The sequence below is a fragment of the Agromyces sp. Y558 genome, from assembly GCF_059445415.1.
The window spans coordinates 297,570-321,403 of the sequence record NZ_JCAIUH010000004.1; the positions used below are offsets into that span (position 1 = coordinate 297,570).

General features: G+C 67.5%; 21 protein-coding genes. 11 read left to right on the forward strand and 10 right to left on the reverse strand.

Translation table 11 applies throughout. The features are described from left to right. Nucleotides 1-38: 38 nt before the first annotated feature. Nucleotides 39-3,530 (reverse strand): DNA-directed RNA polymerase subunit beta, encoded by a 3,492-nt coding sequence (gene rpoB / locus AC1C2T_RS18920; RefSeq protein ID WP_495363022.1) that lies wholly within the window; start codon nt 3,528-3,530, stop codon nt 39-41. A 325-nt stretch (nt 3,531-3,855) separates the two neighbouring features. Here rpoB and AC1C2T_RS18925 point away from each other — a divergent pair, with 325 nt between their 5' ends. Then, nucleotides 3,856-4,608, forward strand: coding sequence for a spermidine synthase (locus AC1C2T_RS18925; RefSeq protein ID WP_495386291.1), 753 nt, complete (start codon nt 3,856-3,858; stop codon nt 4,606-4,608). Nucleotides 4,609-4,735: 127 nt separating this feature from the next. Then, on the forward strand, nt 4,736-5,596 hold the full coding sequence (locus AC1C2T_RS18930; protein WP_495363024.1) for a spermidine synthase: 861 nt from the start codon (nt 4,736-4,738) through the stop codon (nt 5,594-5,596). 52 nt (nt 5,597-5,648) lie between these two features. Here the strand turns inward: AC1C2T_RS18930 and AC1C2T_RS18935 are convergent, their stop codons facing one another. The 4 genes from AC1C2T_RS18935 to AC1C2T_RS18950 all read right to left on the reverse strand — a co-directional run bounded on the left by AC1C2T_RS18935 (nt 5,649) and on the right by AC1C2T_RS18950 (nt 10,577). Continuing rightward, on the reverse strand, nt 5,649-7,319 hold the full coding sequence (locus AC1C2T_RS18935; protein ID WP_495386292.1) for a glycoside hydrolase family 10-like protein: 1,671 nt from the start codon (nt 7,317-7,319) through the stop codon (nt 5,649-5,651). Nucleotides 7,320-7,534: 215 nt separating this feature from the next. Continuing rightward, nucleotides 7,535-8,521: a TAXI family TRAP transporter solute-binding subunit gene (locus AC1C2T_RS18940; RefSeq protein WP_495386293.1), complete on the reverse strand. Its 987-nt coding sequence runs from the start codon at nt 8,519-8,521 to the stop codon at nt 7,535-7,537. Then, nucleotides 8,518-9,900 carry a sensor histidine kinase gene (locus AC1C2T_RS18945; protein ID WP_495386294.1) on the reverse strand — a complete coding sequence of 461 codons (1,383 nt, stop codon included), beginning with the start codon at nt 9,898-9,900 and terminating at the stop codon, nt 8,518-8,520. Before AC1C2T_RS18945 ends, AC1C2T_RS18940 begins: the two co-directional genes overlap by 4 nt. Beyond that, entirely contained in the window at nt 9,900-10,577 is a 678-nt protein-coding gene (locus AC1C2T_RS18950) for a response regulator transcription factor (RefSeq protein ID WP_495386295.1), read from the reverse strand. Before AC1C2T_RS18950 ends, AC1C2T_RS18945 begins: the two co-directional genes overlap by 1 nt. 135 nt (nt 10,578-10,712) lie before the next feature. On the opposite strand from AC1C2T_RS18950, the gene AC1C2T_RS18955 reads away from it, so the two are divergent. The 8 genes from AC1C2T_RS18955 to AC1C2T_RS18990 all read left to right on the forward strand — a co-directional run bounded on the left by AC1C2T_RS18955 (nt 10,713) and on the right by AC1C2T_RS18990 (nt 17,591). Then, nucleotides 10,713-11,720: a tripartite tricarboxylate transporter substrate-binding protein gene (locus AC1C2T_RS18955; protein ID WP_495386296.1), complete on the forward strand. Its 1,008-nt coding sequence runs from the start codon at nt 10,713-10,715 to the stop codon at nt 11,718-11,720. After that, nucleotides 11,717-12,256, forward strand: a complete 540-nt coding sequence (locus AC1C2T_RS18960) for a tripartite tricarboxylate transporter TctB family protein (RefSeq protein ID WP_495386297.1) — start codon at nt 11,717-11,719, stop codon at nt 12,254-12,256. The genes AC1C2T_RS18955 and AC1C2T_RS18960 overlap by 4 nt, the downstream gene beginning before the upstream one ends. Nucleotides 12,257-12,259: 3 nt before the next feature. Then, the gene (locus AC1C2T_RS18965; RefSeq protein WP_495386298.1) at nt 12,260-13,768 is read left to right on the forward strand and encodes a tripartite tricarboxylate transporter permease; all 1,509 of its coding nucleotides are present in this window, start codon (nt 12,260-12,262) and stop codon (nt 13,766-13,768) included. A 125-nt stretch (nt 13,769-13,893) separates the two neighbouring features. Next, nucleotides 13,894-15,087 (forward strand): PQQ-dependent sugar dehydrogenase, encoded by a 1,194-nt coding sequence (locus AC1C2T_RS18970; RefSeq protein ID WP_495386299.1) that lies wholly within the window; start codon nt 13,894-13,896, stop codon nt 15,085-15,087. 85 nt (nt 15,088-15,172) lie between these two features. Further along, nucleotides 15,173-15,670, forward strand: coding sequence for a SprT-like domain-containing protein (locus AC1C2T_RS18975; RefSeq protein ID WP_495363028.1), 498 nt, complete (start codon nt 15,173-15,175; stop codon nt 15,668-15,670). A gap of 251 nt (nt 15,671-15,921) precedes the next feature. Then, nucleotides 15,922-16,269, forward strand: a complete 348-nt coding sequence (locus AC1C2T_RS18980; protein ID WP_495386300.1) for a hypothetical protein — start codon at nt 15,922-15,924, stop codon at nt 16,267-16,269. Further along, nucleotides 16,266-16,868, forward strand: coding sequence for a DUF222 domain-containing protein (locus AC1C2T_RS18985; RefSeq protein WP_495386301.1), 603 nt, complete (start codon nt 16,266-16,268; stop codon nt 16,866-16,868). Before AC1C2T_RS18980 ends, AC1C2T_RS18985 begins: the two co-directional genes overlap by 4 nt. Nucleotides 16,869-16,979: 111 nt before the next feature. Continuing rightward, nucleotides 16,980-17,591, forward strand: a complete 612-nt coding sequence (locus tag AC1C2T_RS18990) for a CGNR zinc finger domain-containing protein (protein WP_495386302.1) — start codon at nt 16,980-16,982, stop codon at nt 17,589-17,591. A 179-nt stretch (nt 17,592-17,770) separates the two neighbouring features. Here the strand turns inward: AC1C2T_RS18990 and AC1C2T_RS18995 are convergent, their stop codons facing one another. The 5 genes from AC1C2T_RS18995 to AC1C2T_RS19015 form a co-directional block, all read right to left on the reverse strand. Next, entirely contained in the window at nt 17,771-18,373 is a 603-nt protein-coding gene (locus tag AC1C2T_RS18995; RefSeq protein WP_495386303.1) for a 2-phosphosulfolactate phosphatase, read from the reverse strand. Nucleotides 18,374-18,423: 50 nt separating this feature from the next. Continuing rightward, a complete protein-coding gene (locus tag AC1C2T_RS19000) occupies nt 18,424-19,332 on the reverse strand; it encodes a carbohydrate ABC transporter permease (protein WP_495386304.1) in 909 nt (302 codons plus the stop codon). Beyond that, on the reverse strand, nt 19,332-20,285 hold the full coding sequence (locus AC1C2T_RS19005) for a carbohydrate ABC transporter permease (RefSeq protein WP_495386305.1): 954 nt from the start codon (nt 20,283-20,285) through the stop codon (nt 19,332-19,334). Before AC1C2T_RS19005 ends, AC1C2T_RS19000 begins: the two co-directional genes overlap by 1 nt. Nucleotides 20,286-20,348: 63 nt before the next feature. Then, nucleotides 20,349-21,635 (reverse strand): ABC transporter substrate-binding protein, encoded by a 1,287-nt coding sequence (locus AC1C2T_RS19010; RefSeq protein ID WP_495386306.1) that lies wholly within the window; start codon nt 21,633-21,635, stop codon nt 20,349-20,351. A gap of 80 nt (nt 21,636-21,715) precedes the next feature. Then, the gene (locus AC1C2T_RS19015; RefSeq protein ID WP_495386307.1) at nt 21,716-22,660 is read right to left on the reverse strand and encodes an N-acetylmuramic acid 6-phosphate etherase; all 945 of its coding nucleotides are present in this window, start codon (nt 22,658-22,660) and stop codon (nt 21,716-21,718) included. A gap of 237 nt (nt 22,661-22,897) precedes the next feature. On the opposite strand from AC1C2T_RS19015, the gene AC1C2T_RS19020 reads away from it, so the two are divergent. Next, nucleotides 22,898-23,779, forward strand: a complete 882-nt coding sequence (locus AC1C2T_RS19020) for a MurR/RpiR family transcriptional regulator (RefSeq protein WP_495386308.1) — start codon at nt 22,898-22,900, stop codon at nt 23,777-23,779. Nucleotides 23,780-23,834 lie beyond the last annotated feature (55 nt).

Here is a 23,834-nt window from a genome sequence, read left to right on the forward strand (position 1 = left end):
CTCCTTGGAAAGTCTCTGGAATCGTCTACTGGCCTGGCTTAGATCTCGTCGATGTTCGACGACTCGAAGCGCGCGGAGATGTTGATGCCGAGCTCTTCCGCAGCGCGGAAGGCCTCGTCGTCGGTGTCTCGGAGAGAGACCGCTGTGCCATCGGCCGAGAGCACCTCGACGTTCAGGCAGAGCGACTGCATCTCTTTCATGAGCACCTTGAACGACTCGGGGATGCCTGGCTCCTGGATGTTCTCGCCCTTGACGATCGCCTCGTACACCTTGACGCGGCCGAGGATGTCGTCGGACTTGATCGTGAGGAGCTCCTGCAGTGCGTACGCGGCACCGTAGGCCTGGAGCGCCCAGACCTCCATCTCACCGAATCGCTGACCACCGAACTGCGCCTTACCACCGAGCGGCTGCTGGGTGATCATCGAGTACGGACCCGTCGAACGCGCGTGGATCTTGTCGTCGACGAGGTGGTGCAGCTTCAGGATGTACATGTAGCCGACCGAGACCGGGTACGGGAAGGGCTCGCCGGAGCGGCCGTCGTAGAGCTGCGTCTTGCCGCTCGAGTCGATCAGCCTCTCACCGTCGCGGTTGGGGAGCGTCGAGTCGAGCAGACCCGCGATCTCCTCCTCGAGCGCACCGTCGAACACCGGGGTCGCGACCTTGGTGCCGGGCGCGGCGTCGTGGGCGTCCTTCGGGAGCTTCTTGGCCCACGACGGGTTGCCCTCGACCTTCCAGCCCTGCTTGGCGACCCAACCGAGGTGGGTCTCCAGCACCTGGCCGAAGTTCATGCGACCGGGGATGCCGAGCGGGTTCAGGATGACGTCGACGGGAGTTCCATCGGCGAGGAACGGCATGTCTTCGACGGGCAGGATCTTCGAGATGACGCCCTTGTTGCCGTGACGGCCTGCAAGCTTGTCGCCTTCGGTGATCTTGCGCTTCTGGGCGATGTAGACGACCACGCGCTGGTTGACGCCCGAGCCGAGCTCGTCGTCACCGTCTTGCGAGTCGAACACCTTGACGGCGATGATCGTGCCCTGCTCACCGTGGGGAACCTTCAGCGAGGTGTCGCGAACCTCACGGCTCTTCTCGTTGAAGATCGCACGGAGCAGTCGCTCTTCGGCCGACAGCTCGGTCTCGCCCTTCGGCGTGACCTTGCCGACCAGGATGTCGCCGGGACGAACCTCTGCGCCGATGCGGATGATGCCGCGCTCGTCGAGGTCGGCGAGCAGGTCGGGGCTGACGTTCGGGAGATCACGGGTGATCTCCTCTTTGCCGAGCTTCGTGTCGCGCGCGTCGACGTCGTACTCCTCGATGTGGATCGAGGAGAGCACGTCGTCTTTCACCAGGTTCTGGCTGAGGATGATCGCGTCTTCGAAGTTGTGACCCTCCCACGGCATGAACGCGACGAGCAGGTTCTTGCCGAGCGCGAGCTCGCCGTTGTCGGTCGCAGGACCGTCGGCGACGACCTCGCCGGCCTCGATGCGGTCGCCCGTGTTCACGAGAACGCGGTTGTTGTACGAGGTGCCCTGGTTGGAGCGGTCGAACTTGCGCAGGAAGTAGGTCTGCGTGCCGCCCTCGTCGAGCTGCACGGTGACCGAGTCGGCCGAGACCTCGGTGACCACGCCCGACTTGTCGGCGGTGACCACGTCACCCGCGTCGATCGCGGCGTAGCCCTCCATGCCGGTGCCGACGAACGGCGAGTCGCTGCGCAGCAGCGGCACAGCCTGACGCTGCATGTTGGCACCCATGAGGGCGCGGTTCGCGTCGTCGTGCTCGAGGAACGGGATGAGCGAGGTCGCCACCGACACCATCTGGCGCGGCGAGACGTCCATGTAGCCGATCTCGTCGGCTGGGAAGAGGTCGACCTCGCCGCCCTTCTTGCGGGCGAGCACGCGCTCTTCGGCGAAGTGGGCGTCTTTCGTCAGCGGGGCGTTGGCCTGCGCGACGATGTGGTCCTCTTCCTCCATCGCGGTGAGGTAGTCGATCTGCTCGGTGACCTTGCCCTTGACGACCTTGCGGTACGGGGTCTCGATGAAACCGAAGGAGTTGATGCGCGCGAACGATGCGAGCGAACCGATGAGGCCGATGTTCGGGCCTTCCGGGGTCTCGATCGGGCACATGCGGCCGTAGTGCGAGGGGTGCACGTCTCGCACCTCGACACCGGCGCGGTCACGTGAGAGACCGCCGGGGCCGAGCGCCGAGAGACGACGCTTGTGGGTCAGACCCGCGAGCGGGTTGTTCTGGTCCATGAACTGCGAGAGCTGCGAGGTGCCGAAGAACTCCTTGATCGCAGCGACGACGGGTCGCACGTTGATCAGGGTCTGCGGGGTGATCGCCTCGATGTCTTGAGTCGTCATGCGCTCACGCACGACGCGCTCCATGCGGCTGAGGCCGGTGCGCACCTGGTTCTGGATGAGCTCGCCCACGGCGCGGATGCGACGGTTGCCGAAGTTGTCGATGTCGTCGACGTCGAGGCGCAGGTCGATCGCCTTGCCGGCGCGGCGTCCGGGCAGGGTGGTGCGCTCATCGTGCAGGGCGACGAGGTACTTGATCGTTGCGACGATGTCTTGCACTGTCAGCACCGAGTCAGTGAGGGGAGCCTCGAGGCCGAGCTTGTTGTTGATCTTGTACCGGCCGACCTTGGCGAGGTCGTAGCGCTTCGGGTTGAAGTAGAAGTTGTCGAGGAGCGCACGCGCGGCCTCGGCAGCGACCTGCTCGCCCGGACGGAGCTTGCGGTAGATGTCCTTGAGCGCCTCTTCCTTCGTGAGGATGTTGTCCTTCTCGAGGGTGAGGGCGATGGACTCGTAGCCGGCGAACTCTTCGAGGATCTCCTCGGAGGTCAGGCCGAGGGCCTTGAGGAACACCGTGACCGACTGCTTGCGCTTGCGGTCGATGCGAACGCCGACCTGGTCGCGCTTGTCGATCTCGAACTCGAGCCATGCGCCACGGCTCGGGATGACGCGAGCCGAGTAGATGTCTTTGTCAGAGGTCTTCTCGGCGGTGCGGTCGAAGTAGACACCCGGCGAACGCACGAGCTGCGAGACGACGACACGCTCGGTGCCGTTGATCACGAACGTGCCCTTGGGGGTCATCAGCGGGAAGTCGCCCATGAAGACGGTTTGCGTCTTGATCTCACCCGTGAGGTGGTTCATGAACTCCGCGTTCACGTACAACGGTGCTGAGAAGGTCTTCGACTTCTCTTTGCACTCGTCGATCGTGTACTTCGGAGGCTCGAGCTCAGGGTTGGTGAACGAGAGCTGCATGGTCTCACCGAGGTCTTCGATCGGGGAGATCTCTTCGAAGATCTCCTCGAGACCGGTGGTCTCAGGCAGGTCTTCACGACCGGCTGCCTTGCCATCAGAGAGGCGTGTCTTCCACGCTTCGTTGCCGACGAGCCAATCGAAGCTCTCGGTCTGAAGGGCGAGCAGGTCGGGTACCGTGAGGGTATCGGTGACCTTGGCGAACGAGAGACGGCTTGCACCGCGTCCGTTCTTGGGGGTGGGCGTGGTTGCGTTGCGCGCAGCGGCCAAGTGAAAAACCTCCATGGCCCCGTCGGGCCGGTTCACTGTCGGTAGCGGAGAGTGGAACCCCTCAGACGAATGCGGGCGAATATCCCAGCGGTGAACCGCACAGAATCTCGACACGTACACGAAGCCGACCGCAATATGAAGGCATGGTGGGTCTGGGAGCGCAAAGGTTAACTATATGCCGCCAGGCGCGCCGTGTCCAGTCGATTCTTGATTTGTCTGCGATTCTCCGGTATAACCCGATTTCGCGTCCACTCAACACCGGGTTTCGGACCGGGCGAGGCCCTCTGCCAGGCGGCGTGCGAGGCATCCGTGACACCATGCGTGAATGGAGCCGCGCATCGAATTCGAGGCCGACGTGTTCTCGTCGAACGGCTTGACCCTGCTCGTCGACGGCACGGCCCAGTCGCACGTCGACGCGGTCGATCCGACCCGATTGTTCTTCGAGTACACGCGTCGCATCGGTCACATCGTCGACGCCCTCGCCGCGCCTGGTACCCCGCTTCGCGTACTGCACCTCGGCGGTGGCGCCCTCACGCTCGCCCGCTACGTGGCGGCGACCCGGCCCGATTCCGAGCAGCTCGTCGTCGAGCTCGACCGCGAGGTGCTGGACACCGTGCTCGCGCGCCTCCCGCTGCCGACCGACGCGCTGGTCGAGTTCGTCATCGGCGACGCGGCATCCGTCATCGACACCCTGCCCGGTCCGTTCGACCTCGTCATCGTCGATCTCTACAGCCGGCTGGAAGCACCCGCATTCGTCGACACCCGGGCATTCATGAGCGGATGCCTCGGACTCACCTCGCCCAGCGGCGTGCTCGCCGTGAACGTGGCCGACGCGGCCGGACTCGTCCGCCTGCGGAGCCAGACGAGTGCGGTGAGCCGCGCCGATCCTTCGGCTGCGCTCCTCGTGGCGGGCGACCCTGGTGTGCTCTCGGGCGCGGAGGAGGGCAACGCCGTGCTCGTCGCCGCTCCCGGCGCGCTGCCGGATGGGCTCCGCGAGCGGCTGCTCGCGCTCGGCCCGCATCCCGCCGCGGTGCTCGACGGCGCGCGGCTCGACTTCGTACTCTGGGGCGCCTGTTGAGCGGGATGCCTGCTGACCGGCGCCTGGCGAACCGGCGGCGGCGCGCAAAAGCGTGGCATCCGCGCTCTGGGGCGCCTGCTGAGCGGACCGAGACGAACCGGCAGCGGCGGGCGGTAGCGTGGCATCCGTGTCAGAGCTCGAACGCCGCCTCGCCGTCAGCGGCCACCTCGCCCGACTCGAGGAGTCGCGCCAAGCGCCGGGCTCGTGGACCCTCTACGTCGATGGCACGCCGCAATCGCACGTCGAGCTGGAGCGGCCCGACTGGCTCGGCTTCGAGTACGTGCGGCGAATCGGCCACGCAATCGACCTCGTACGCCCCGACCGGCAACCGATCACCGCGGTGCACCTCGGCGGCGGCGCACTCACCCTGCCGCGGTACGTCGCGGAGACCAGGCCCGGCTCGCGCCAGCAGGTGATCGAACTCGAGTCCGAGCTCGTCGATCTCGTGCGCGAGCACCTGCCGCTCCCCCGCGGCGCACAGGTGAGGGTGCGTCACGGCGACGCCCGCGAGGTGCTCGCGAAGCTGCCTGCCGGACTCGACGGCGCCGTCGACATCGCGGTCGTCGACATCTTCTCGGGCGCGCGCACGCCCGCGCACGTCACGAGTGCGGAGTTCTATGCGCTCGTGTCACCGCGGCTCGCGCCCGGCGGCATCGTCGCCGTGAACGTAGCCGACGGCGCCGGCCTCGGGTTCGCCCGATCGCAGGCGGCTACCCTCGCCCACGTCTTCCCGCACCTCGCGATCGCGGCCGACACCTCGATGCTGAAGGGTCGCCGGTTCGGCAACATCGTGATGTACGCCTCGCACGACGAGCTGCCCTTCGACGGCCTGCCCCGGCGCCTCGCGAGCGACCCGGCCCCGGCGAAGCTCGTCGACGGCGACGAACTCCGGCGTTTCATCGCAGGCGCACCCGTCGTGACGGATGGCACTGCGGTGCCGTCGCCCCCGCCCGCCCGGTCGGTGTTCCTCTCGAAGCCCGGCGCCTGACGCGGCATCGTTCCTCTCGAGGCGCGGCGCCTGTCGCGGCATCCCCTCACCGTCAGCGGGTGGTGCGCACCCGGCTCGGCGGCGTCTCGTTCCAGACCCGATCGAGCGCGGTCACCGCGTAGCTGTATCGGACGTCGGCGGCTGCCGTCGCGTCGATGAATCGCTGCGCCACGCCGTCGGCGGAGCGAACCGTCGCGATGAGGTTGCCGGCGTCCTCGACGTCGATCTCGTCGACGCGACCGTCGACCCGGTAGATCGCGAACGAGGTGGCTCGGCGCCGGGGCGGCCCGGCGTCGAGCCAGTGCAGCGCGACCCCGCCCTCGGCCTGAAACGCTGTCGCGAGCACCGGAGTGCGCACCTCGGTCGCGGGCAGCCACGACATCGCCGGCACGATCGCGGGCCGCGAGTAGTGATCGGCCAGCACCCGCGACATCGAGCCCTGCGGGTCGGCCGGCACGTGCTTGGCCGAGAAGTACACGTTGCCGTGGACGGGCGCCTGGGTGGCGTCCACCTCGCGGTCGAACGTGAGGTGGTTCGACAATTCGGCGGGGTCGGTGAACACGCCGGACGTCACCTTGTAGAGCGCCTCGCCGATATAGAGGTGCGTTCCGGATGCCTCGGCGACATCGGCCCACCAGGGCACGAGCTTCGCGTAGTCGGCGACCGCGAGGCCGAACTGCCAGTAGATCTGCGGGTTGATGTAGTCGAGCCAGCCCTCGAGCACCCACTTGCGGGTGTCGGCGAACTGCAGGTCGTACGACTGCGAACCGCCGGTCTCCGAGCCGAGCGGGTCGGTCGCCATGTTGCGCCAGATTCCGAACGGGCTGATGCCGAACTTGACCCAGGGCTTCAGCGCCTTGATGCGCTCCGAGACGGAGCTCACGAAGGTGTCGACGTTGTGACGCCGCCAAGCGGCGATGTCGTCGAAGCCGGCGCCGTGAGCGGCGTAGGTCGCGGCATCCGGAATCGACTGCCCGGCCACCGGGTACGGGTAGAAGTAATCGTCGAAGTGCACGCCGTCGAGGTCGTAGTGCTCGACCGAATGCAGGATCGCCTGCTGGATGTGCTCCTGCACCTCGGGCAGTCCGGGATCGAAGTAGAGCTTGCCGCCGTACGCCCAGACCCATTCAGGATGCACCCGCGCGGGGTGCTCGGGCACGAGTGCGGCCGGATCGACCCCCATCGAGACGCGGTACGGGTTGTACCAGGCGTGCAGCTCGAGGTTGCGGCGGTGCGCCTCTTCGACGATGAAGGCGAGCGGGTCGTAGCCGGGGTCTTGTCCCTGCACGCCCGTGAGGTATTGCGACCACGGTTCGAGCGGGCTCGGCCAGAACGCGTCGGCGGTCGGCCGCACCTGCACGAAGACGGCGTTGAGGTTGAACTGCTCGGCGACATCGAGCCAGTGCAGGAACTCGGCGCGCTGCTCGACGGCGGTGAGTCCGGTACGCGACGGCCAGTCGATGTTCACCACCGAGGAGATCCACATCGCGCGGAGCTCGCGCTTGCGGGATGCTAGCGCGGCGGCTTCGGCACCGGCGGCTGCGTCGCCGGTCACGGACGATGCGATCGCGGGAGGCGCAGCGAGCGTGCCGACGGTCACGGTGAACGCGGACGCCGCGGCTCCGGCGACCGCGAGAGTGAGGAACCCCCTGCGGTGGAGCGCGGGCGAGTTCTGGGCGCGGTTCGAAGTCTGGGCGGCGGGCGGTGTGCGGTCGAGGGGCATCGTTGATCCTCCGAGTCGGTCCGTTTTGGAAGATACTTCCATGCCTGACACCTGATGTGAAGAGTTGTATCCACATGTCAGGCGTGACGGAATCGTTCGAGAGCTGGCTGGAACGACGGCTCACAACCTCCGGCCCCCTCACGGTTTCTTCGGCAGAGAACCGATTCGCGAGTCGTGAGCGAACTGCGCTGGATCATGGATCAACCGAGATCCACTCATCCGTAGAACTCACGGTATCGTTCGACCGCCGCCGGGTGCAGGCCCACGGGGGTTGCGTCGAGGAGCGTCCCGGGAACGAGGAATTGTAGACCGGCCTCGGGGAGCGGTATGAGCGCCGTCGGGTCGGTGACCATCAGGTCGATGATCATACGCACAGCGGCGTCAGAGATCGTATCCCCCACCACCAGGTGGGTACCGACGCCGACCGTCGTGACGTCGTGGTCCTGGCTGTAGATGCTGGCCGCGAGTCGCACCGGGCGGAATACGCCGGGTAGGCGGAGTTCGAGTGGCGCCGTCGCATCGGAAAGGTCGACGGCTCGCAGGCGGGAGAGCGACCCCAGGGCTCGTACCTCCGGCGGCGGTAGCCCTCCGACCCAGATCATTGCATCGACCAACCCCGCCGTAAGTCGCTTTGCGCCCGTGGCAGCCGACATCGGGCGTATCAACGAAGTGCCGTTCGGAGGGTTGCCGAGGTCGGTGAAGGGAATCTCGAGCGCCCGAAGAACGCGGGCCGCAGTCGCCATCCCGTCGGAGCCGGCGAGCCCGACTGCGATCGACCGAGCGCGAAGGTCAGCCCCGGTTGCCATGTCACTGTCGTCACGGACGATGCAATGCACGGCGCTCTGATACAAGCGCGCCAGCCCCATCGGACGCTTCGCCAGATCCGCCAGACCGGTGTCCGCCAGCTCATCCGCCGCGGCTGTCGCCACGAAGGCTGACCCGCGGCGCAGGATCACGAGGTTCTCGCTGGTGCCGGTAGTTCCGACGACCTCGGCAGGAACCCCGACGCGGTTGAGCTGGCGTCGCAGCAACCGTGAGAACGCATAGGCCGTCTCCTCAGGAGCACCGCCGGCGATGATGAGTGGCTCCGGAGCGTCGGGCCAAAGCAGTGGGCGTGCGACTGCAACACCGGCCGCACCGGCCGCCCCCGCGGCGAGTCCCACGAGGACAGTGCGCCGCGAGACTCGGGGTCGCCCACTCACGATACGACCTCCGGGAATTCCAACCGGACGCTCAGCCCGCCGCGGGCGGAGTCGGAGACGGTCATCTCGCCTCCCGACGACTCGGTCATCTCGCGCACGAATGCGAGCCCGAGCCCCGTGCCAGGAATCGAGGTATGGGTCGGGGAACGCCAGAAGCGGCGGCCGGCCTGCGCAAGTTCCTCGCGCGGCAAGCCGGGCCCATCATCCCGGACCGTGATGGCGACGCGACCCCCTGACACGGAACCATCGACATGGATCGTCGCGCCGCGCCCGGCGTAGGTCATCGCGTTGACTATCAAGGTGTCGAACATTGCCGTTGCGTCGCTTTGCTCGACGGGAACCGGAATGCTCCTCAGCCCTGTCGAGAGGATCCGCAAACCGGCGCGCTGCACCGGCACGCGCCAGCGCTTGATCATGTCGGGCGGCCGGATGATCGTCGACACCAGGCGGCCCGCCGCACCGGCGTCGGCCACCCGGTGCTCGACCTCGGCCAGCTGCAGGATGCGGTCGACCGTATGCGAGAGTCGATCGAGTTCGTCGTTGGCGGCCGTGAGGTTGTCATCGGATCCTGCCGTGCTCTCGCCGAGGAGGTCCAGACGCAGCCGGAGGGCAGCGAGCGGATTGCGGAGCTGGTGCGAGGTGCTCGCGACCAGATCAGACTGCTGGCGTAACGAGGTCGCCACCTGGATCGACATGTCACGCACGGTCGAGGCGAGCTGCCGAAGCTCTGGAGGCCCGAGGAATACGACTGCAGGGCGAAGGCCGCCGCTCCCCACCTGCTTGACTTCGTCTTCGAGCACGTGAAGCGGGCGGGTGATCCAGCGGCTCGCCTGGCGCGCGACAGCCACGCTGAGGACCAGTGCGATAGCGGCACCGAGACCCAGCAACGCCCATGCGGTGCGCACATCGGCGACCGCGTCAGACTGGTCGACTCGTAATAGGGCGAGACCGCCACTGAGGTCGTCACCGACGTCCACCGGCGCAGAGACCATCACGGTGTCCGGACTCCACGGCCACACCGTGTTCAGTTGACTGGAGAGCGGGTCGGAAGTCGCGCGGCGGCCCAACGATTGCAGCGATGCATCGACCTGTGCCGGGTCGCCGGTTGCAGTGACGACGTTGCCTGCAGCGTCGATAATTGCCGCTTCCTCGCCGTACACTGCGAGGTGCCTGGCTAGGTAGTCGCGCAAGACCTGGCTCGCATCACCGTCTTCCACCGATCCACGAGCCAACGCCGTCAGTGTGTCGAGGGCCACCTCGCGCTGTAACACCAACTGGGTGGTTCTCTCACGAGAGGTGAGGTCCAGGAGCGGCAACGCGAGGCTCGCCACGGCCATGACGATCACCACAACCAAGGCAGCGAGGATGCGCGTGTACATCAGTGACCAGGCGCGTCACCGCTAGAGCCGAGTCGATAGCCGAAGCCACGGATGGTCGAAATTGGGCTGGGTTCGCCAATCTTCGCCCGCAATTGCGTGACATGGACGTCGAGGGAGCGCGACACCGCCGCGAATGCGTCGCCCCACACCCCATCCAGGATGGCCTCGCGGCTCACCGGCTCACCGCCGCGCCGCGCGAGCACAGCCAGAATGTCGAACTCAGTGCGAGTCAGGCTCACGTCGACGCCACTCCGCGACACGTGGCGCGAACGCATATCGACGATCAATCCGCCCGTCTCGACCCGGTCCGGTGCCGAGTCGATGACTCGCTTGCGCATGCGAGCCGCGTCGAGGCGCGCGATCAGTTCTTGCATCCGAACAGGCTTCACGAGGTAGTCATCGGCGCCCAACCGGAGGCCGCGCACCACGCAACGCTCCTCACCGCGCGCCGTCACCACCAGCACGGGGATCGATGTCACTTTCCGAAGCCGATGCAACACTTCGAAACCGTCCATGTCCTCAAGCCCCAGGTCGAGGAGGACCGCGTCGTTCCGATGGACGCGAAGCAGAGCGTCGCTGCCGCGCGACGTCACATCGCATTCGTGTCCCACACTGCGCAGCACTTGCGCTAGCGCAGCAGACACGCTCGGGTCATCCTCAACAACGAGAACCTGCATGGTGCGATCGTAATGGGCCGCGACCCTAAGGGAATGTAAATCTTCCGGCCTTGACGTCATCGGCGGGAGGCCGGGTCATTACTGTGAACCCATCCCCAACGGGTACTCAGTTTCAATGACGAACGGAGACCACCAATGACCCCCACAGCACCACGCCTGACTCCCGCAGCACGACGTCTTTCCCTCGTCGCGGCCGGCGTTGTAGCCATGGTTGCCCTCGCCGCTTGCTCCAGCGCCGACGAGGGCGGCGACGCCTACCCGAATGACAATATCGAGATCATCGTGCCGTTCTCGGCAGGCGGCCCCACCGACACCGTGACGCGTCTGCTTGCGGAGCCCATGGGCGAAGACCTCGGTGTCCAGGTCATCGTCGAGAACCTCGGCGGTGCCGGCGGCACAATCGGCGCGGGCGAAGTTGCACGGGCCGACGCCGAAGGCTACACACTCCTCGTGCACCACATCGGGATGTCGACCGCTCCGGCGCTCTACCCCGAACTCGCTTTCGACCCGATCGAAGACTTCGAGCCCATCGGGCTGATCACAGAAGTACCGATGACGATCGTAAGCCGTGCCAACCTCGAGGTCGACACACTCGAAGAGCTTGCGGACTACCTGATCGAGAACCAGGACACCGTGACCCTCGCGCACGCGGGCGTCGGGTCGGCCTCGAACCTGTGTGGCATGCTGCTGCAGCGCGAGCTCGGAATCGAGATCCAAGAGGTTGCCTACGACGGATCCGGCCCCGCGATCACCGATGTCGTCGGCGGCCAGGTCGATGTGCTCTGCGACCAAACCACCAACACCACCAACCTGATCGAGAGCGGCGACGTCAAGGCCTTCGCCGTCACCACGCCGGAGCGCGTGGCCAGCCTCCCCGAGCTTCCGACGACAGCCGAAGCCGGACTCGCGGGCCTCGAGGTGTCTGTGTGGCACGGTCTCTACGCCCCCGCCGGCACTCCACAGGCCGTCATCGACCGACTCGCAACTGCGCTGCAGGTAGGGCTAACCGACGACAATGTCAAAGAGAAGTACGCCGAACTCGGGACATCGCCGGTCGCGGCAGAGCAAGCCACGCCTGAGTCGCTAGCCGAGCGGCTGTCGAGCCAGATCGTGGTCTGGGCCGAGGTCGTCGGTACCCCGTGAAAGAGGGGCTCCTCACCGGAGCCCGCGCTGACGACGTGGCATCGGGCGCGATCTTTATCGCGTTCGGTGTCACGTTCGCCGCGGGCTCCCTGACCTACGACCTCGGCTCGCTCCTCGAGCCCGGCCCGGGTCTGTTCCCATTCGGCACCGCACTTGTGCTCGTCGCGCTCGGGGTGCTCATCCTCGGCAAGCCCGTGCTCGCCCTTCTTGTCGAGCGGCGCGCCGCGTCCACGGACCCGCTCCCGAGCGAGTCCGACTCGGGCGCACCGCGCCCGAAGCTCACCGCGCGGCGTCTGTGGGACACGGCGCGTCCCTTCGTTCTGATCTTTGGCGCGATCTTCTTCTTCGCGTTCGGGATCGAGGCCCTCGGATTCCTGGTAACCACCTTCGTCACCTCGACTCTCGCGGCCCTCGGTTGGAAGGGCAGTTCGGCAGTGAGGGTGCTCATAACCGCTGCCGTGCTCACCCTCGTGACCTACGTCATATTCGTTGTCCTCCTGCGGCTGCGGGTCGACTTACTCCCCTTCGGTTGGTAGGCCATGGACTTCTTGGACAACCTCGCGCTCGGCTTCGAGGTGGCACTGCAGTGGCACAACGTGCTGTTCTGCCTGCTCGGTGTTGCCCTGGGCACTGCCGTCGGCGTGCTGCCCGGCATCGGCCCGACGGCGACCGTCGCGATGCTTCTGCCGCTCACCTTCGTCTTCGACGAGCCGGTGACTGCGATCATCATGCTGGCCGGCATTTACTACGGTGCTCAGTACGGTGGGTCCACTACCGCGATTCTGGTCAACCTGCCGGGTGAGTCCTCCTCGGCGGTGACCGCGATCGATGGCTACAAGATGGCGTTGCAGGGCCAGGCGGGCCACGCCCTCGCGGTTGCAGCAATCTCGTCGTTCGTGGCAGGAAGCGTGGCGACCGTCGTCCTGGCAGTCGCGGCACCACCGCTCGCGCGCGCTGCCCTTGCCTTCGGCCCCGCCGACTACGCCTCGCTAGTGGTTCTCGGCCTCATCGCCTCCATCGCCCTTGCCAGCGGGTCAGCATTGAAGTCGCTCGCAATGATCGTGCTCGGGCTGCTGCTCTCGATGGTCAAGCAGGACACGTACACCGGAGTTCCGCGGTTCACCCTGGGCATTCCCGAGCTCTACTCCGGCATTGGGTTCGTTGCGCTTGCGGTTGGAGTGTTCGGAGTCGCGGAGATCATTCGCAACGTTCGTAACCCTCCGACCAGCAGTCCGATTGTGGGCAAGATCACCTCCCTTTTCCCGTCGAGACGTGAACTTCGGCAGATCGTGGGCCCCATCGCCCGCGGCACGGGGATCGGTTCGTTGCTCGGTGTACTGCCCGGCGGCGGGCACATCCTCGCGTCCTTCGCCTCCTACGTCACCGAGAAGAAACTCAGCAAGACGCCGGAGCGCTTCGGCAACGGCGCCATCGAGGGGGTGGCCGGACCCGAAGGCGCGAACAACGCGGCAGCCCAGACATCGTTCATCCCGATGCTAACCCTCGGGATTCCCGCCCATCCGGTTATGGCGCTACTGGTCGGTGCGTTCATCATCCAGGGCGTCGTGCCCGGACCGAATGTCATGACCGAAGAGCCGGTGCTGGTGTGGGGCCTCATCGCTTCAATGTGGATCGGCAACCTGCTGCTAGTGGTGCTGAACCTGCCGCTCATCGGCCTGTGGGTCAAACTGCTGCGAGTCCCGTACTCGGTGCTCTTCCCGACGATCATCGTTTTCGCGTGCATTGGGAACTTCGCTATCAACCGCTTCTCGATCGATGTCATCATGGTGGCCCTGTTCGGCTTGCTCGGTTACGTGCTGATCCGTTTCGGCTGCGAGCCCACGCCGCTGCTGCTCGGCTTCGTGCTCGGCCCGCTGCTCGAAGACAATGTGCGGCGCGCGCTACTGATATCGCATGGCGACCCCTCGACCTTCGTCACGCGCCCAATCTCACTGACGTTGCTCGCGATTGCCCTGGCGGCGTTGGCGTTCGCACTCCTGCCCGCGATCCGCATGAAGCGAGAGAAGGTCTTCGTCGAGGACGACTGAGGCCTGGAGGCGCCCGAACGACTGCCCGACCATCGCCAGAGCCTCAGGAACGCTGTTCCCATCGTTCGCGGCGGGCATGCTCCCATTCTGGCGCGGACTCGCGCAGACTGGGGTGGGGAGGTCGGATGCCACGCAGTCATGCTCGAGACGACCGGCGTCTGCGCGCAGCATCCGTCGCCCTGATCGCGCTCGTCGTGCCGTTGGCCGGCCTCGTCGGCTGCACACCGGAACCACCCCTGCCGACCCCGACCCCGCTCGCATCGACGGATGCACCGCCGTCGGCGTCTCCGCCCGCGACGCCTGTTCCCCCGCCTCCCGTGCTGCAGCCGGCCGGCACCCCGGAGGCGATCGCGTCGGGCCTCGACGCGCCGTGGTCGATCCTGCAGCTGCCGAGCGGCGGCGTGCTCGTCAGCGAACGCGACAGCGGCGACATCGTCGAGGTGCTGGCCGACGGCTCACTTCGGGTCGCTGCAACGGTGCCCGGCGTCGCGTCGGGCGGCGAGGGCGGGCTGCTCGGCCTCGCGTTCCTCGCTGGCGACGGGGAACGGCCCGATCGCGTCTACGCCGCCCACACCGCGGCATCCGACAACCGGGTCGTGCGGATGTCGCTGACCGGCGCACCCGGCGCGCTCGCCCTCGACGCGCCGGAGCCCGTCGTCACCGGCATCCCGCGGGGCGGGGCCAACCACAACGGCGGCCGAATCGCGTTCGGGCCCGACGGCCTGCTCTACGTGACCACCGGCGACGCCGGCAACCGCGATGCCGCGCAAGACCCGGCCTCACTCTCGGGCAAGATCCTGCGGGTGACCCCCGACGGCGCGGCGGCACCCGGCAACCCCTTCGGGAACGCCGTCTGGACGCTGGGCCACCGCAACCCCCAGGGCATCGCGTGGGACGCGCGCGGTGACATGTGGGCCGCGGAGTTCGGGCAGAACACGTGGGATGAGCTGAACCGCATCTCGCGCGGCGGCAACTACGGCTGGCCGATCGTCGAGGGCCAGGCCGGCGACGCGCGATTCCTCGACCCCGTCGCGCAGTGGTCCACCTCCGAGTCGAGTCCGAGCGGGCTCGCGGTGATCGGCGACACGCTCTTCCTAGCTGCGCTGCGCGGCGAACGCGTCTGGACCGTGGCCCCTGCGACGAGCGGCGGCGCACTCACCGCGACTCCCTGGTTCGCGGGCGAGCTCGGGCGCATCCGCGACGTCACCGCCGGCCCCGACGGCTCGCTCTGGCTGCTCTCGAACAACACCGACGGGCGTGGATCGCCGGGTGACGGTGACGACCGGTTGTATCGCGTGCCGCTCGCGCCGACGGGCTAGGCGGGCGCTGGCGCCCGGAATCTGCACCCGATCGGGGGTCGCCGCCTCCTCGCCGGTGTCGCCGGTCAGCGCTATTGTCTGTTCCATGGCGGATCTCGAGCGCGTGCGGCGGTGGGCCGAGGCCCTCATCGTGCTGCATCTCGACACTGCCACCTGGACGTTCGGGTTCGACAACGCGAAGAAGCGCGCCGGCCTCTGCAACTACACCGACAAACGCATCTCGGTCTCGCGCTACCTCGCCGCCCGCTACGACGACGACGAGGTCCACCAGATCCTGCTGCACGAGGTCGCGCACGCCCTCGCCGGGCCGCGCGCAGCACACGGGCCGAAATGGGCGTCGATCGCATCGAGCCTCGGGTACGTCGGCCGTCGCACCCATGACGGCGAAGTGGCCCACGAACTCGCGCCCTGGATCGGGCAGTGTCCGGCCGGCCACGAGCACTTCCGCTACCGCGAGCCTCAGCGCCAGTTGAGCTGCGGGCTGTGCCGGCGAGGCTTCGACCGCGCGAACCTCATCGTGTGGCACCGTCGCGAGATCACCGCCGCAGTGCGGCGCAAGGCGGCGAGCGCGGCGAGCGGCTGAGTGGGAGGCGCACACGCCGCCTGCAGGTCGTCTCGCGACGTGCGAATCGACCGCGCACCCGTGAGGTTCGAGAGAGCCGACGGATGCCTCCTGCCGCGCACCACCTCGGACTGCCCGCTTCGTCGGCGTGAACCTCACTGACTCATCCTCCACAGGGTCGCATTCGCCAAGTTCTCCACAGGCAGTTTTCGCAGATCAGGTTTGTTTTCCGACCCGCTCCGAATGTCGGTGGGTGGGTGCAGGATCGAAGCATGGAAGAACACCCGCGACCGCTGCAGGCGCTCGAGCGCGACCTCGATGCCTTGCGCGCGAGGTGGGCAGACGGCCTGCCGGCGTTCGGTGCGACCACAGGTTCGACGCAAGGCGAGCTCGAGCAAATGAGCGACGCGGCCTTGATGCGAGTGACCGAGACGCTCGCGCAGGTCCGCCGCGACGCCGACGCGTTGCTGACCCGGGTTGCCGCCGAAGTCGCCAAGCGCTCGGGCAGCACGTTCGGCAACGACGGTCTCGCGAAGGCGCAGGGCTTCCACAACCCGAGGCGCTCGTCAGCGACGTGTTGCGCCGACGTGAGCCCAAGCCCGACGAGACGGGTGCCGTGATCGAAGATGCACGGTCGATCCCGCAGATCCAAGCCGACGCACTCGCCGCTCTCGCCCGGCACACCCTCGGCTGCACGCAGACCCTCACCCCGCTTGCCAAGACGTCCGTCGTGATCCGCCTCGACCTGCGCACGCTCACCGACGGGCTCGGGCATGCCGACATCGATGGCATCGAGCAACCGATCTCCGCCGGCACCGCCAGGCGCATGGCCGCCGATGCCGAGCTCATTCCCGCCGTCCTCGGCGGCCAGTCCGTGCCACTCGACCTCGGTCGCACCGCTCGCCGCTTCACGAAGGCGCAGCGTCTCGCTCTCGCTGAGCGCGATGGTGGCTGCGCCTCGTGCGGGCAGAACATCGGCTACGTCGACGCCCACCACATCCGCTGGTGGAAGCGCGACGACGGGCCGACCGACCTCGCCAACGGCGTCATGCTGTGCAGCTTCTGCCACCACATGATCCACCGCGAGGCCTGGGAGATTCGCGCGACCGCGAGTCAGGTGTGGTTCATCCCCCCACCGCACGTCGATCCGCACAGAACACCCCGACTCGGCGGCAAGGCGCGCTTCGCTCTGCCCAGAGGTCAGCACGCTGCGGCCTGACTCGTCGTCAGCCGACATCGACCGGCCTCGGTCGACCATCATGCCGTTCGCCGCATACATCCCCGAGCCACGCCGTCGATGAGGGGTCTCGTAAGCCAGTACCTTGGTTGTATGCCCGTCTCCACCGTCTCGATCGCCGTCGGGCAATGGTTCACCGGCGGCGAAGGCACTCGCTGGTGGTTCGATTCGGGTTCGTTCGCGCTCGACTTCGCGTACACCGGTCAGATCGGCGGCCTGCAGTCGGGCGAGCGACTCCACGCACCCGACGACCTCACGCGGTGGCTGCACGAACGGTTCCCGGTGCCCGTGGGCGCAGCGCGCTCCCGCGATCTCTTCGACGCGATCGCCCTGCGCGATGCGATCAGCCGTATGGCAGTGGCGGCGAGCCGCGAAGAGCCGCTGCGCGCCGCCGACGTCGACCTCGTGAATCTCTATGCGGCCACTCCAGACATCCCGCCGACGCTCGCAGGCGGCACCCGGCAAGCCGGCCGCTCGGTGCAGACCGTGCCGCAGTCGCTCTCCACCATCGCGCGCGACGCCGTCGACCTCTTCGCGCCGGCGAGCGTCGAGCGCATCCGCTGCTGCTCGGGCGCCGACTGCGAGATCGTCTACCTCGACACTTCAAGGGCGGCGAGTCGCCGATGGTGCTCCATGCAGCGCTGCGGAAATCGCGCCAAGGTTCGCGCACACCGGGCGCGGAAGGCCGTGCGCCCCGCCGCGTGAGTGGTCACCACGGCGACCGCGAGACGAGACGCAGGCGCTGAGTTCGGTCGACGGATGCCTCGTCGGATGCCCCGCTAGCGCCCACGACGGCCGCACTGCGCCGGGAGGAGTGCGCCGAGATCGGTCGACGGATGCGCCAGCGCCCACGACCGCGCAGCGACGAGACGCGGGCGCTGCGATCAATCGACGGATGCCTCGGCGACCGCCCCGCCCGAGCGCACGACTCGCACCGTCTGGATCGAGTCGAGCGCGGCGACTCCGTGCAACTCACCCGCGCTCATGCCCGCGGCTGCGGCTGCACGGCCCGAGACCGACGCCGAGGTGAGGTGGCGCACCGCTCGACGCAGACCCCCGAACGCCGCGGTCGCGACCGCTGCCTCTGGCGAGGTGTCGTCGATGCCGAGCGATGCCAGCGCATCGATGATGGCTCCGGCACCGAGCAGGTCTTCGGCGGTGAATCCCTCGTCTGCATCGCCCGCGGCGATGATCGCGATGAATGCGCGACGGCCCAGGCGCTCCTGTTCGGCGAGGATCCAACGCGCGGTCGCGGTCGCATCGACGAATCCCGCGGCGAGCACGGCGGCATCGACGGGCGCGAGTGAGACGACACCCTCGGGCAGGTCCGGCGCCGAAGCATCCGCCGACACCGCAGCATCCGGCACCACATCGACCCAGACGAGCAGGTCGACCCCCTCGCCAATGCGCGCCGCACCGCGGCGGCCCCAGTCGAACCGCACCTGATACTTCGATTGGGCATCGGGGCTCGGGTTCTGCTCGTTCACCCGCACAGGCTATCCCGTGCGGCGGCGACCCCTTCGCCGGATGACGGTGATCACTTGCTCATGCCGGCGGTCAGCCCCGAGACGATCTGCTTCGTCGCGATGAGGAACAGCACCACGAGCGGAATCGTCGCGAGCGTCAGCCCCGCGAAGAGCGTCGCCCAGTCGGTCTGGTACTCGCCGAAGAATCGAGTGATGCCGACCGGAAGGGTGTATGCGTCCTGATCGCGGATGAGGATCAGTGGATAGAAGAAGTCGTTCCACACCGGCACGAAACGGAACACGATGACCGTGGCGATCGCCGGCTTGACGAGCGGCAGGTGCACTCGCCAGAAGGTCGCGAACGGGCCGGCGCCGTCGAGCCTGGCCGCCTCGTCGAGCTCGATCGGAAGCTGGCGGAAGAAGCTCGCCAGCACGAACGTGGAGAACGGGATGCCGAGGGCGCCGTAGACGAGGATCAGGCTCCACAGGTTGCTCACCATGCCGAGGCTGTCGAGCAAGAAGAAGAGGGGCAGGATCGCAAGGAACACGGGCAGCATGAGGCCCGAGAGGAACGTCGCCTCGAGCACGCCGAAGAGCTTCGAGCGGGTGCGCGCGAAGGCGTACGCCGCGAGCAGCGAGACCGCCGTCGAGAGCAGCACCGAGGTGACCGTCACGAAGATCGAGTTGAAGAAGTAGGTGTCGAACGACGCCGTGATCCACGCCTTCTGGTAGCTCGCGAAGTTCGGAGGCAACGGCAGGCCCAGCGGGTTCTGCGCCATGTCGGGCGTCGTGCGCAGCGAGTTCGACACCATCAGCAGGAGCGGCGCGATGGAGACGAGCGCGTAGATCCACAGGAAGGTCGACGCGGCGGCGCCGCCGAACGTGACCGGCTTGCGGCGTCGCGGCTCGCGGCCGCGCCCGTGACGGGTCGCGGCCGACTCTTCGGAGTCGGTCGCAGCGCCGGAGGCGAGCGTCGTCATCAGTACAGCCGCCGTTCAGCGCGGCGCATGAGCCAGGTGATGAGCATCGAGACTCCGAAGATGAAGAGGAAGAGCAGGGTCGCGATCGCCGAGGAGGTGCCGATCGCGTTGGAGGAGCCCGACTCGAACGCGGTGCGGTAGAAGAGCAGGCTCAGCACGTCGGTCGCGCCGGCCGGACTGCCCTGGGAGCCGCCGAGGGCGTACGGAATCGGGAAAGCCTCCATGGCGCCGATGAAGGTCAACACGCTCACCGTGCCGATCGCGGGCACCAGCATGGGCAGCGTGATCGAACTGAACCGCTGCCAGGGGCCGGCGCCGTCGAGCGAGGCCGCCTCATCGATCTCCTCCGGGATACCCCCGAGCGCCGCGCCGTAGAGCAGCACCGGGAAACCGATCCACTGCCACGCGGTCACGAGCACGACGACCCAGATCGCCGTCGCCGGGTCGCCCAGCCACGGTTGCGCGAGGTCGCCCAGCCCGATGGCGCGCAGCACCGAGTTCACCGGACCGAACAGCGGCGACAGCATGAGCGACCAGAGGTAGCCCACGACGAGGGGCGACACGAGGTAGGGCAGCGTGTACATCGTCTGGAAGAAGCGCTTGAAGCGTCGCATCCGGTGCAGCAGGATCGCGAGCCCGAGACCGACGGTGTTCTGGAACACCATGGCCCCGATGAAGAGCATCAGGTTGTGCACGAAGGCGTTCGGGATGTCGGTGCTGTACGGGAGCTGCGTGAACAGGGTGACGTAGTTCTCGACCCCGACGAACCCCTCGCGCAGGATGCCGGTCCACCCGAAGAACGAATAGCTGAGGGCGGTGAGCAGCGGATAGAGGATGAAGACGGCGAAGAGGATAAGGGCTGGGAGGACGAAGACCATGCCCGCCCGTCGCGACAGGGTGATCCCCGTGCGGGTGGCGCGTCGCGGCGTCGCGCGTCGCGTGATGACGGACATGGTCTTCATTCCTCTTCGGGCTTCGGGGATGGGTGCTGGGCGACTGCTACTCGACCAGCTCGATCATTCGCCGGGCACGAACCACTGCGAGACACCCGTCTGCAGCGCGTTCGCGACGCCGGCGGGGTCGGTTTCGCCGAGGAACATCTTCTGCACCTGCTCGCCGAGCACCGCGGTGCCCTGGGGCTCGCCGTACCGGAAGTCGACGAGGAGGAGGTACGGCGCCTCGCCCTCCTGGTAGTTGTCCCACGCCTCCTTCATGACCTCGTCGGAGTACTCGACCCCGGGGATCGCCGAGAACTGGTTGAGCTCATCGGCGACGAGCTGACCGAACTCGGGAGTCGCGAGCCAGTTGAGCAACTCGAACGCGGCGTCCTGGTTCTTCGACTTCGAGTTGATCGCGAAGTTGCCGTCGGCGTACGCCGGGCTGACCGGCGCCTCCGAGACGGCGTTCGGGGGCAGCGGCACCTGGTACGACCCCAGTTCCAGGTCGGGTGCCTGCGTGCGGAACGTGGCGATCTCGAACGAGCCGCCAGGGAACTGCGCTGCCTGCCCCGAGGTGAACTGGATCTGGCTGTCGGTGTAGCTGACGCCGACGACGTCGGGGGTCAGGTACTTCTGCATGTCGGAGACGATCTGCAGGGAGTCGACGTAGTCGGGGTCTTCGAACGTCGTCGAACCGTTGAGGATCTTCTCCTCGAAGGCCGTGCCGCCGTAGCGCGCAGAGCCGAAGATGTCCGAGAAGATCGGTAGCATCCAGGCGTCTTTCGCGCCGAGCGCCATCGGGGTCACGCCGGCCGCGAGCAGCGACTCGTTGAGCTCGATGAAGTCGTCCCACGTCTTCGGCACCTCGAGGTCGTGCTCCTCGAAGATCGCCTTGTTGTAGAACACCTGCAGGGTCTGTGTCGCAAGGGGAACAGCGTAGAGCTCGCCGTCGGCCTTGCCCTTCGCGCCCGCGAGCACGCTCGGCGCGATCTCGTCGACGCCGTCGACCTTGCCGTCGATCGCCTCGAGTTGGCCGGCCTCGATGTTCGGCTGGAGCTGCCCGTATGCGCGAACCATGGGCACGTCCGGCCCGTCGGAGCCGGCGAGGCCGGTCGTCAGGATCTGGTTGTACTCGGTGTTCTGGAACGCCTCGAACTCGACAGTGATGCCCGGGTGCGCCTCTTCGAAGACGTCGAAGATCGAGTTGTACGCCTCGACGTCTTCGGTGCGCCACGACCAGACCTTCAGTGTGACGTCTTCGCCGGCCGTCTCCGACCCGCCGCTCGGCGCGCTCGGCGCGCAGGCGCTGAGCACGAGGACCGAGCCGAGAGCCGCGGCAGCGAACGTCAGTGTGCGTCGCCTCATGTGTGTACTCCTTCGGTGTGGTGATGGGATTGCGGTGCGGTGGTGCGGTGATGCGTATGTGCGGTCGGTGTTCGCGGCCGTCAGCCGCGCTCACTCGGGCGAAGCGCTGCGACTGCGTCGCGCACGGAGTCGGCATTGCCGCCGAGCGCCGCGCGCGCCTCGCCGATGTCGACGCCCGCGAGGCTCGCGACGATTGCGGTCTTCAGCTCGCCGTCGGCGTCGGCGAGCATTCGCGCCGCCGCATCCGGCTCGACGCCCGTGGCCTCGCCGAGGATGCGCACGGTGCGCCGGCGAAGCTTGTCGTTGGTGGCGACGACGGAGACCATGAGGTTCGACCAGGTGCGCCCGAGCGCGACCATGAGGGCCGTCGAGAAGCCGTTGAGCACGAGTTTCTCGGCGGTGCCCGCCTTCAGCCGGGTGGATCCGGTGATGACCTCTGCGCCGGTCTCGAGCACGATGTCGCGGTCGACGAGGCCACCGAATGCGGAGTTCGGGTTGCAGGAGACGAGCGCCGTGTACGCGCCGGCCCGCTTCGCTGCGGCGAGCGCGCCACCGACATACGGGGTGTTCCCGGATGCCGCGAGGCCGATGACGAGATCACGGTCGGTGATGCCCGCGGCCGCCGCCCGACCCTCATCTGCCGAGTCCTCGGCATCTTCGACCGCACGCACGAGGGCGGGTGCACCGCCTGCGATGTGCGCGACGACGACGCCGTCGTCAAGGTTGAAGGTCGGCAGGAGTTCGGCCGCGTCGAGCACGCCCAGCCGCCCGGAGGTGCCCGCACCGAAGTAGTGCACTGCGCCGCCGCGGCGCACCCGATCGGCGGCGTGATCGACGAGCATCGCGATCTCGGGCAGTACCTTCGCGACCGCGTCGACGGCGATCCGGTCGTGGACGTTCAGGAGTCGGAGGAGCTCTTCGGTCGACGCGTCGCCGAGGTCGATCGATTCATCGAGCCGCCCCTCGGTCGGGGAGGTGTCGATCGCGCCGGCTGCGGCGTCGGCATGCGATGGGGAGAGTTCCATGGAACGAAGCGGTCCTTTTCAACCTGCGGATGAATCGTGTTTCCGACAGTATGGACAAAACTGTCAGTGAATGGAAGAGAGCTGGTCATTTTTTCCAATGATCGTGAGGAGCCCCGAGGGATTGGGTTCGATCGGTAGTATTCCTAGCCAACCGAGTCCACCCGGTGCGGACGTCGACCGCGCGCCTGTCGTTGCGCCGACGTGTCACCGACGCCGCCTCCTCGGGAAAGGGACAGCATGACCAGCGACGTGTTCATCGCCCTCCGCCAGCGCATGCCGGCGCTCAGCAAATCCGAACGGCGCATCGCCGAGATGGTGATCGACGACCCCGCGATCGTCGTCGACTCGACGATCACGCGACTCGCCGAACTGTGCGGCACATCGCAAGCGAGCGTCGCGCGATTCTGCCGCGCGGCAGGCTTCGGCGGGTACAAGGAGTTCCGCATGGCGATCGCGGCCGCGCAGAGCCGTGAGGCCGCCGCCCAGGAGTTGTTCCGCGTCTCGGACGCCGAGATCGATCCCGACGACAGCGCCCTCGACCTCGTGACGAAGGTCGCCTACCAGGAGGTGCGTGCGATCGAGGAGACTGCCCGCAGCCTCGACCTCGTCGCGCTCGACGCGGCGGTGGCGGCGATCAGGGCGGCGCCGCGCATCGAGATCTTCGGCGCGGGCTCCAGCGGCCTCACCGGCGAAGACCTGCACCAGAAACTGCACCGGGTGGGCTTCACGAGCTACTGCTGGTCCGACGCACATCTCGCACTCACCTCGCTCGCGCTCGCTCGCCCGGGGTGGGTGGCCGTCGGCATCTCGCACTCGGGGCTCACCATCGAGACCAACCAGATGCTCGAGCTGGCACGGCTGGGCGGCGCGACGACCATCGCGATCACGAACTACCCCGCCTCGCCGCTCGGCACGAGCGCCGACCTCGTGCTCGCGACCTCTGCGCGCGAGTCCCGTTACCGCACCGGGGCGATGTCGAGCCGACTCGCCCAGATGGCCCTCGTCGACTTTCTGGTCGTGCGCCTACTGCAGGGCGATTTCGAACGCGCGAGTGAATCGCTGCGGCGCACCTACGACGCGGTGCAGGCACACCGACTCGACGCGGGCCGCGGCGCCTGAACACTCACCTGGCGCGGCGCCTGAGCGCGCACCTGGCGCGCCAGAACCCTCACCC

Bases quoted from the DNA above. Each gene is read 5' to 3' on its own strand.
- AC1C2T_RS18990 (WP_495386302.1), top strand. From the start codon at position 16,980: ATGCCCGTCTCCACCGTCTCGATCGCCGTCGGGCAATGGTTCACCGGC.
- AC1C2T_RS19000 (WP_495386304.1), bottom strand. From the start codon at position 19,332: ATGACGACGCTCGCCTCCGGCGCTGCGACCGACTCCGAAGAGTCGGCC.
- AC1C2T_RS18980 (WP_495386300.1), top strand. From the start codon at position 15,922: ATGGAAGAACACCCGCGACCGCTGCAGGCGCTCGAGCGCGACCTCGAT.
- AC1C2T_RS18945 (WP_495386294.1), bottom strand. From the start codon at position 9,900: ATGTACACGCGCATCCTCGCTGCCTTGGTTGTGGTGATCGTCATGGCC.
- AC1C2T_RS18955 (WP_495386296.1), top strand. From the start codon at position 10,713: ATGACCCCCACAGCACCACGCCTGACTCCCGCAGCACGACGTCTTTCC.
- AC1C2T_RS19005 (WP_495386305.1), bottom strand. From the start codon at position 20,285: ATGTCCGTCATCACGCGACGCGCGACGCCGCGACGCGCCACCCGCACG.
- AC1C2T_RS18965 (WP_495386298.1), top strand. From the start codon at position 12,260: ATGGACTTCTTGGACAACCTCGCGCTCGGCTTCGAGGTGGCACTGCAG.
- AC1C2T_RS18950 (WP_495386295.1), bottom strand. From the start codon at position 10,577: ATGCAGGTTCTCGTTGTTGAGGATGACCCGAGCGTGTCTGCTGCGCTA.
- AC1C2T_RS18925 (WP_495386291.1), top strand. From the start codon at position 3,856: ATGGAGCCGCGCATCGAATTCGAGGCCGACGTGTTCTCGTCGAACGGC.
- AC1C2T_RS19020 (WP_495386308.1), top strand. From the start codon at position 22,898: ATGACCAGCGACGTGTTCATCGCCCTCCGCCAGCGCATGCCGGCGCTC.
- AC1C2T_RS18935 (WP_495386292.1), bottom strand. From the start codon at position 7,319: ATGCCCCTCGACCGCACACCGCCCGCCGCCCAGACTTCGAACCGCGCC.
- AC1C2T_RS19010 (WP_495386306.1), bottom strand. From the start codon at position 21,635: ATGAGGCGACGCACACTGACGTTCGCTGCCGCGGCTCTCGGCTCGGTC.
- AC1C2T_RS19015 (WP_495386307.1), bottom strand. From the start codon at position 22,660: ATGGAACTCTCCCCATCGCATGCCGACGCCGCAGCCGGCGCGATCGAC.
- AC1C2T_RS18970 (WP_495386299.1), top strand. From the start codon at position 13,894: ATGCCACGCAGTCATGCTCGAGACGACCGGCGTCTGCGCGCAGCATCC.
- AC1C2T_RS18975 (WP_495363028.1), top strand. From the start codon at position 15,173: ATGGCGGATCTCGAGCGCGTGCGGCGGTGGGCCGAGGCCCTCATCGTG.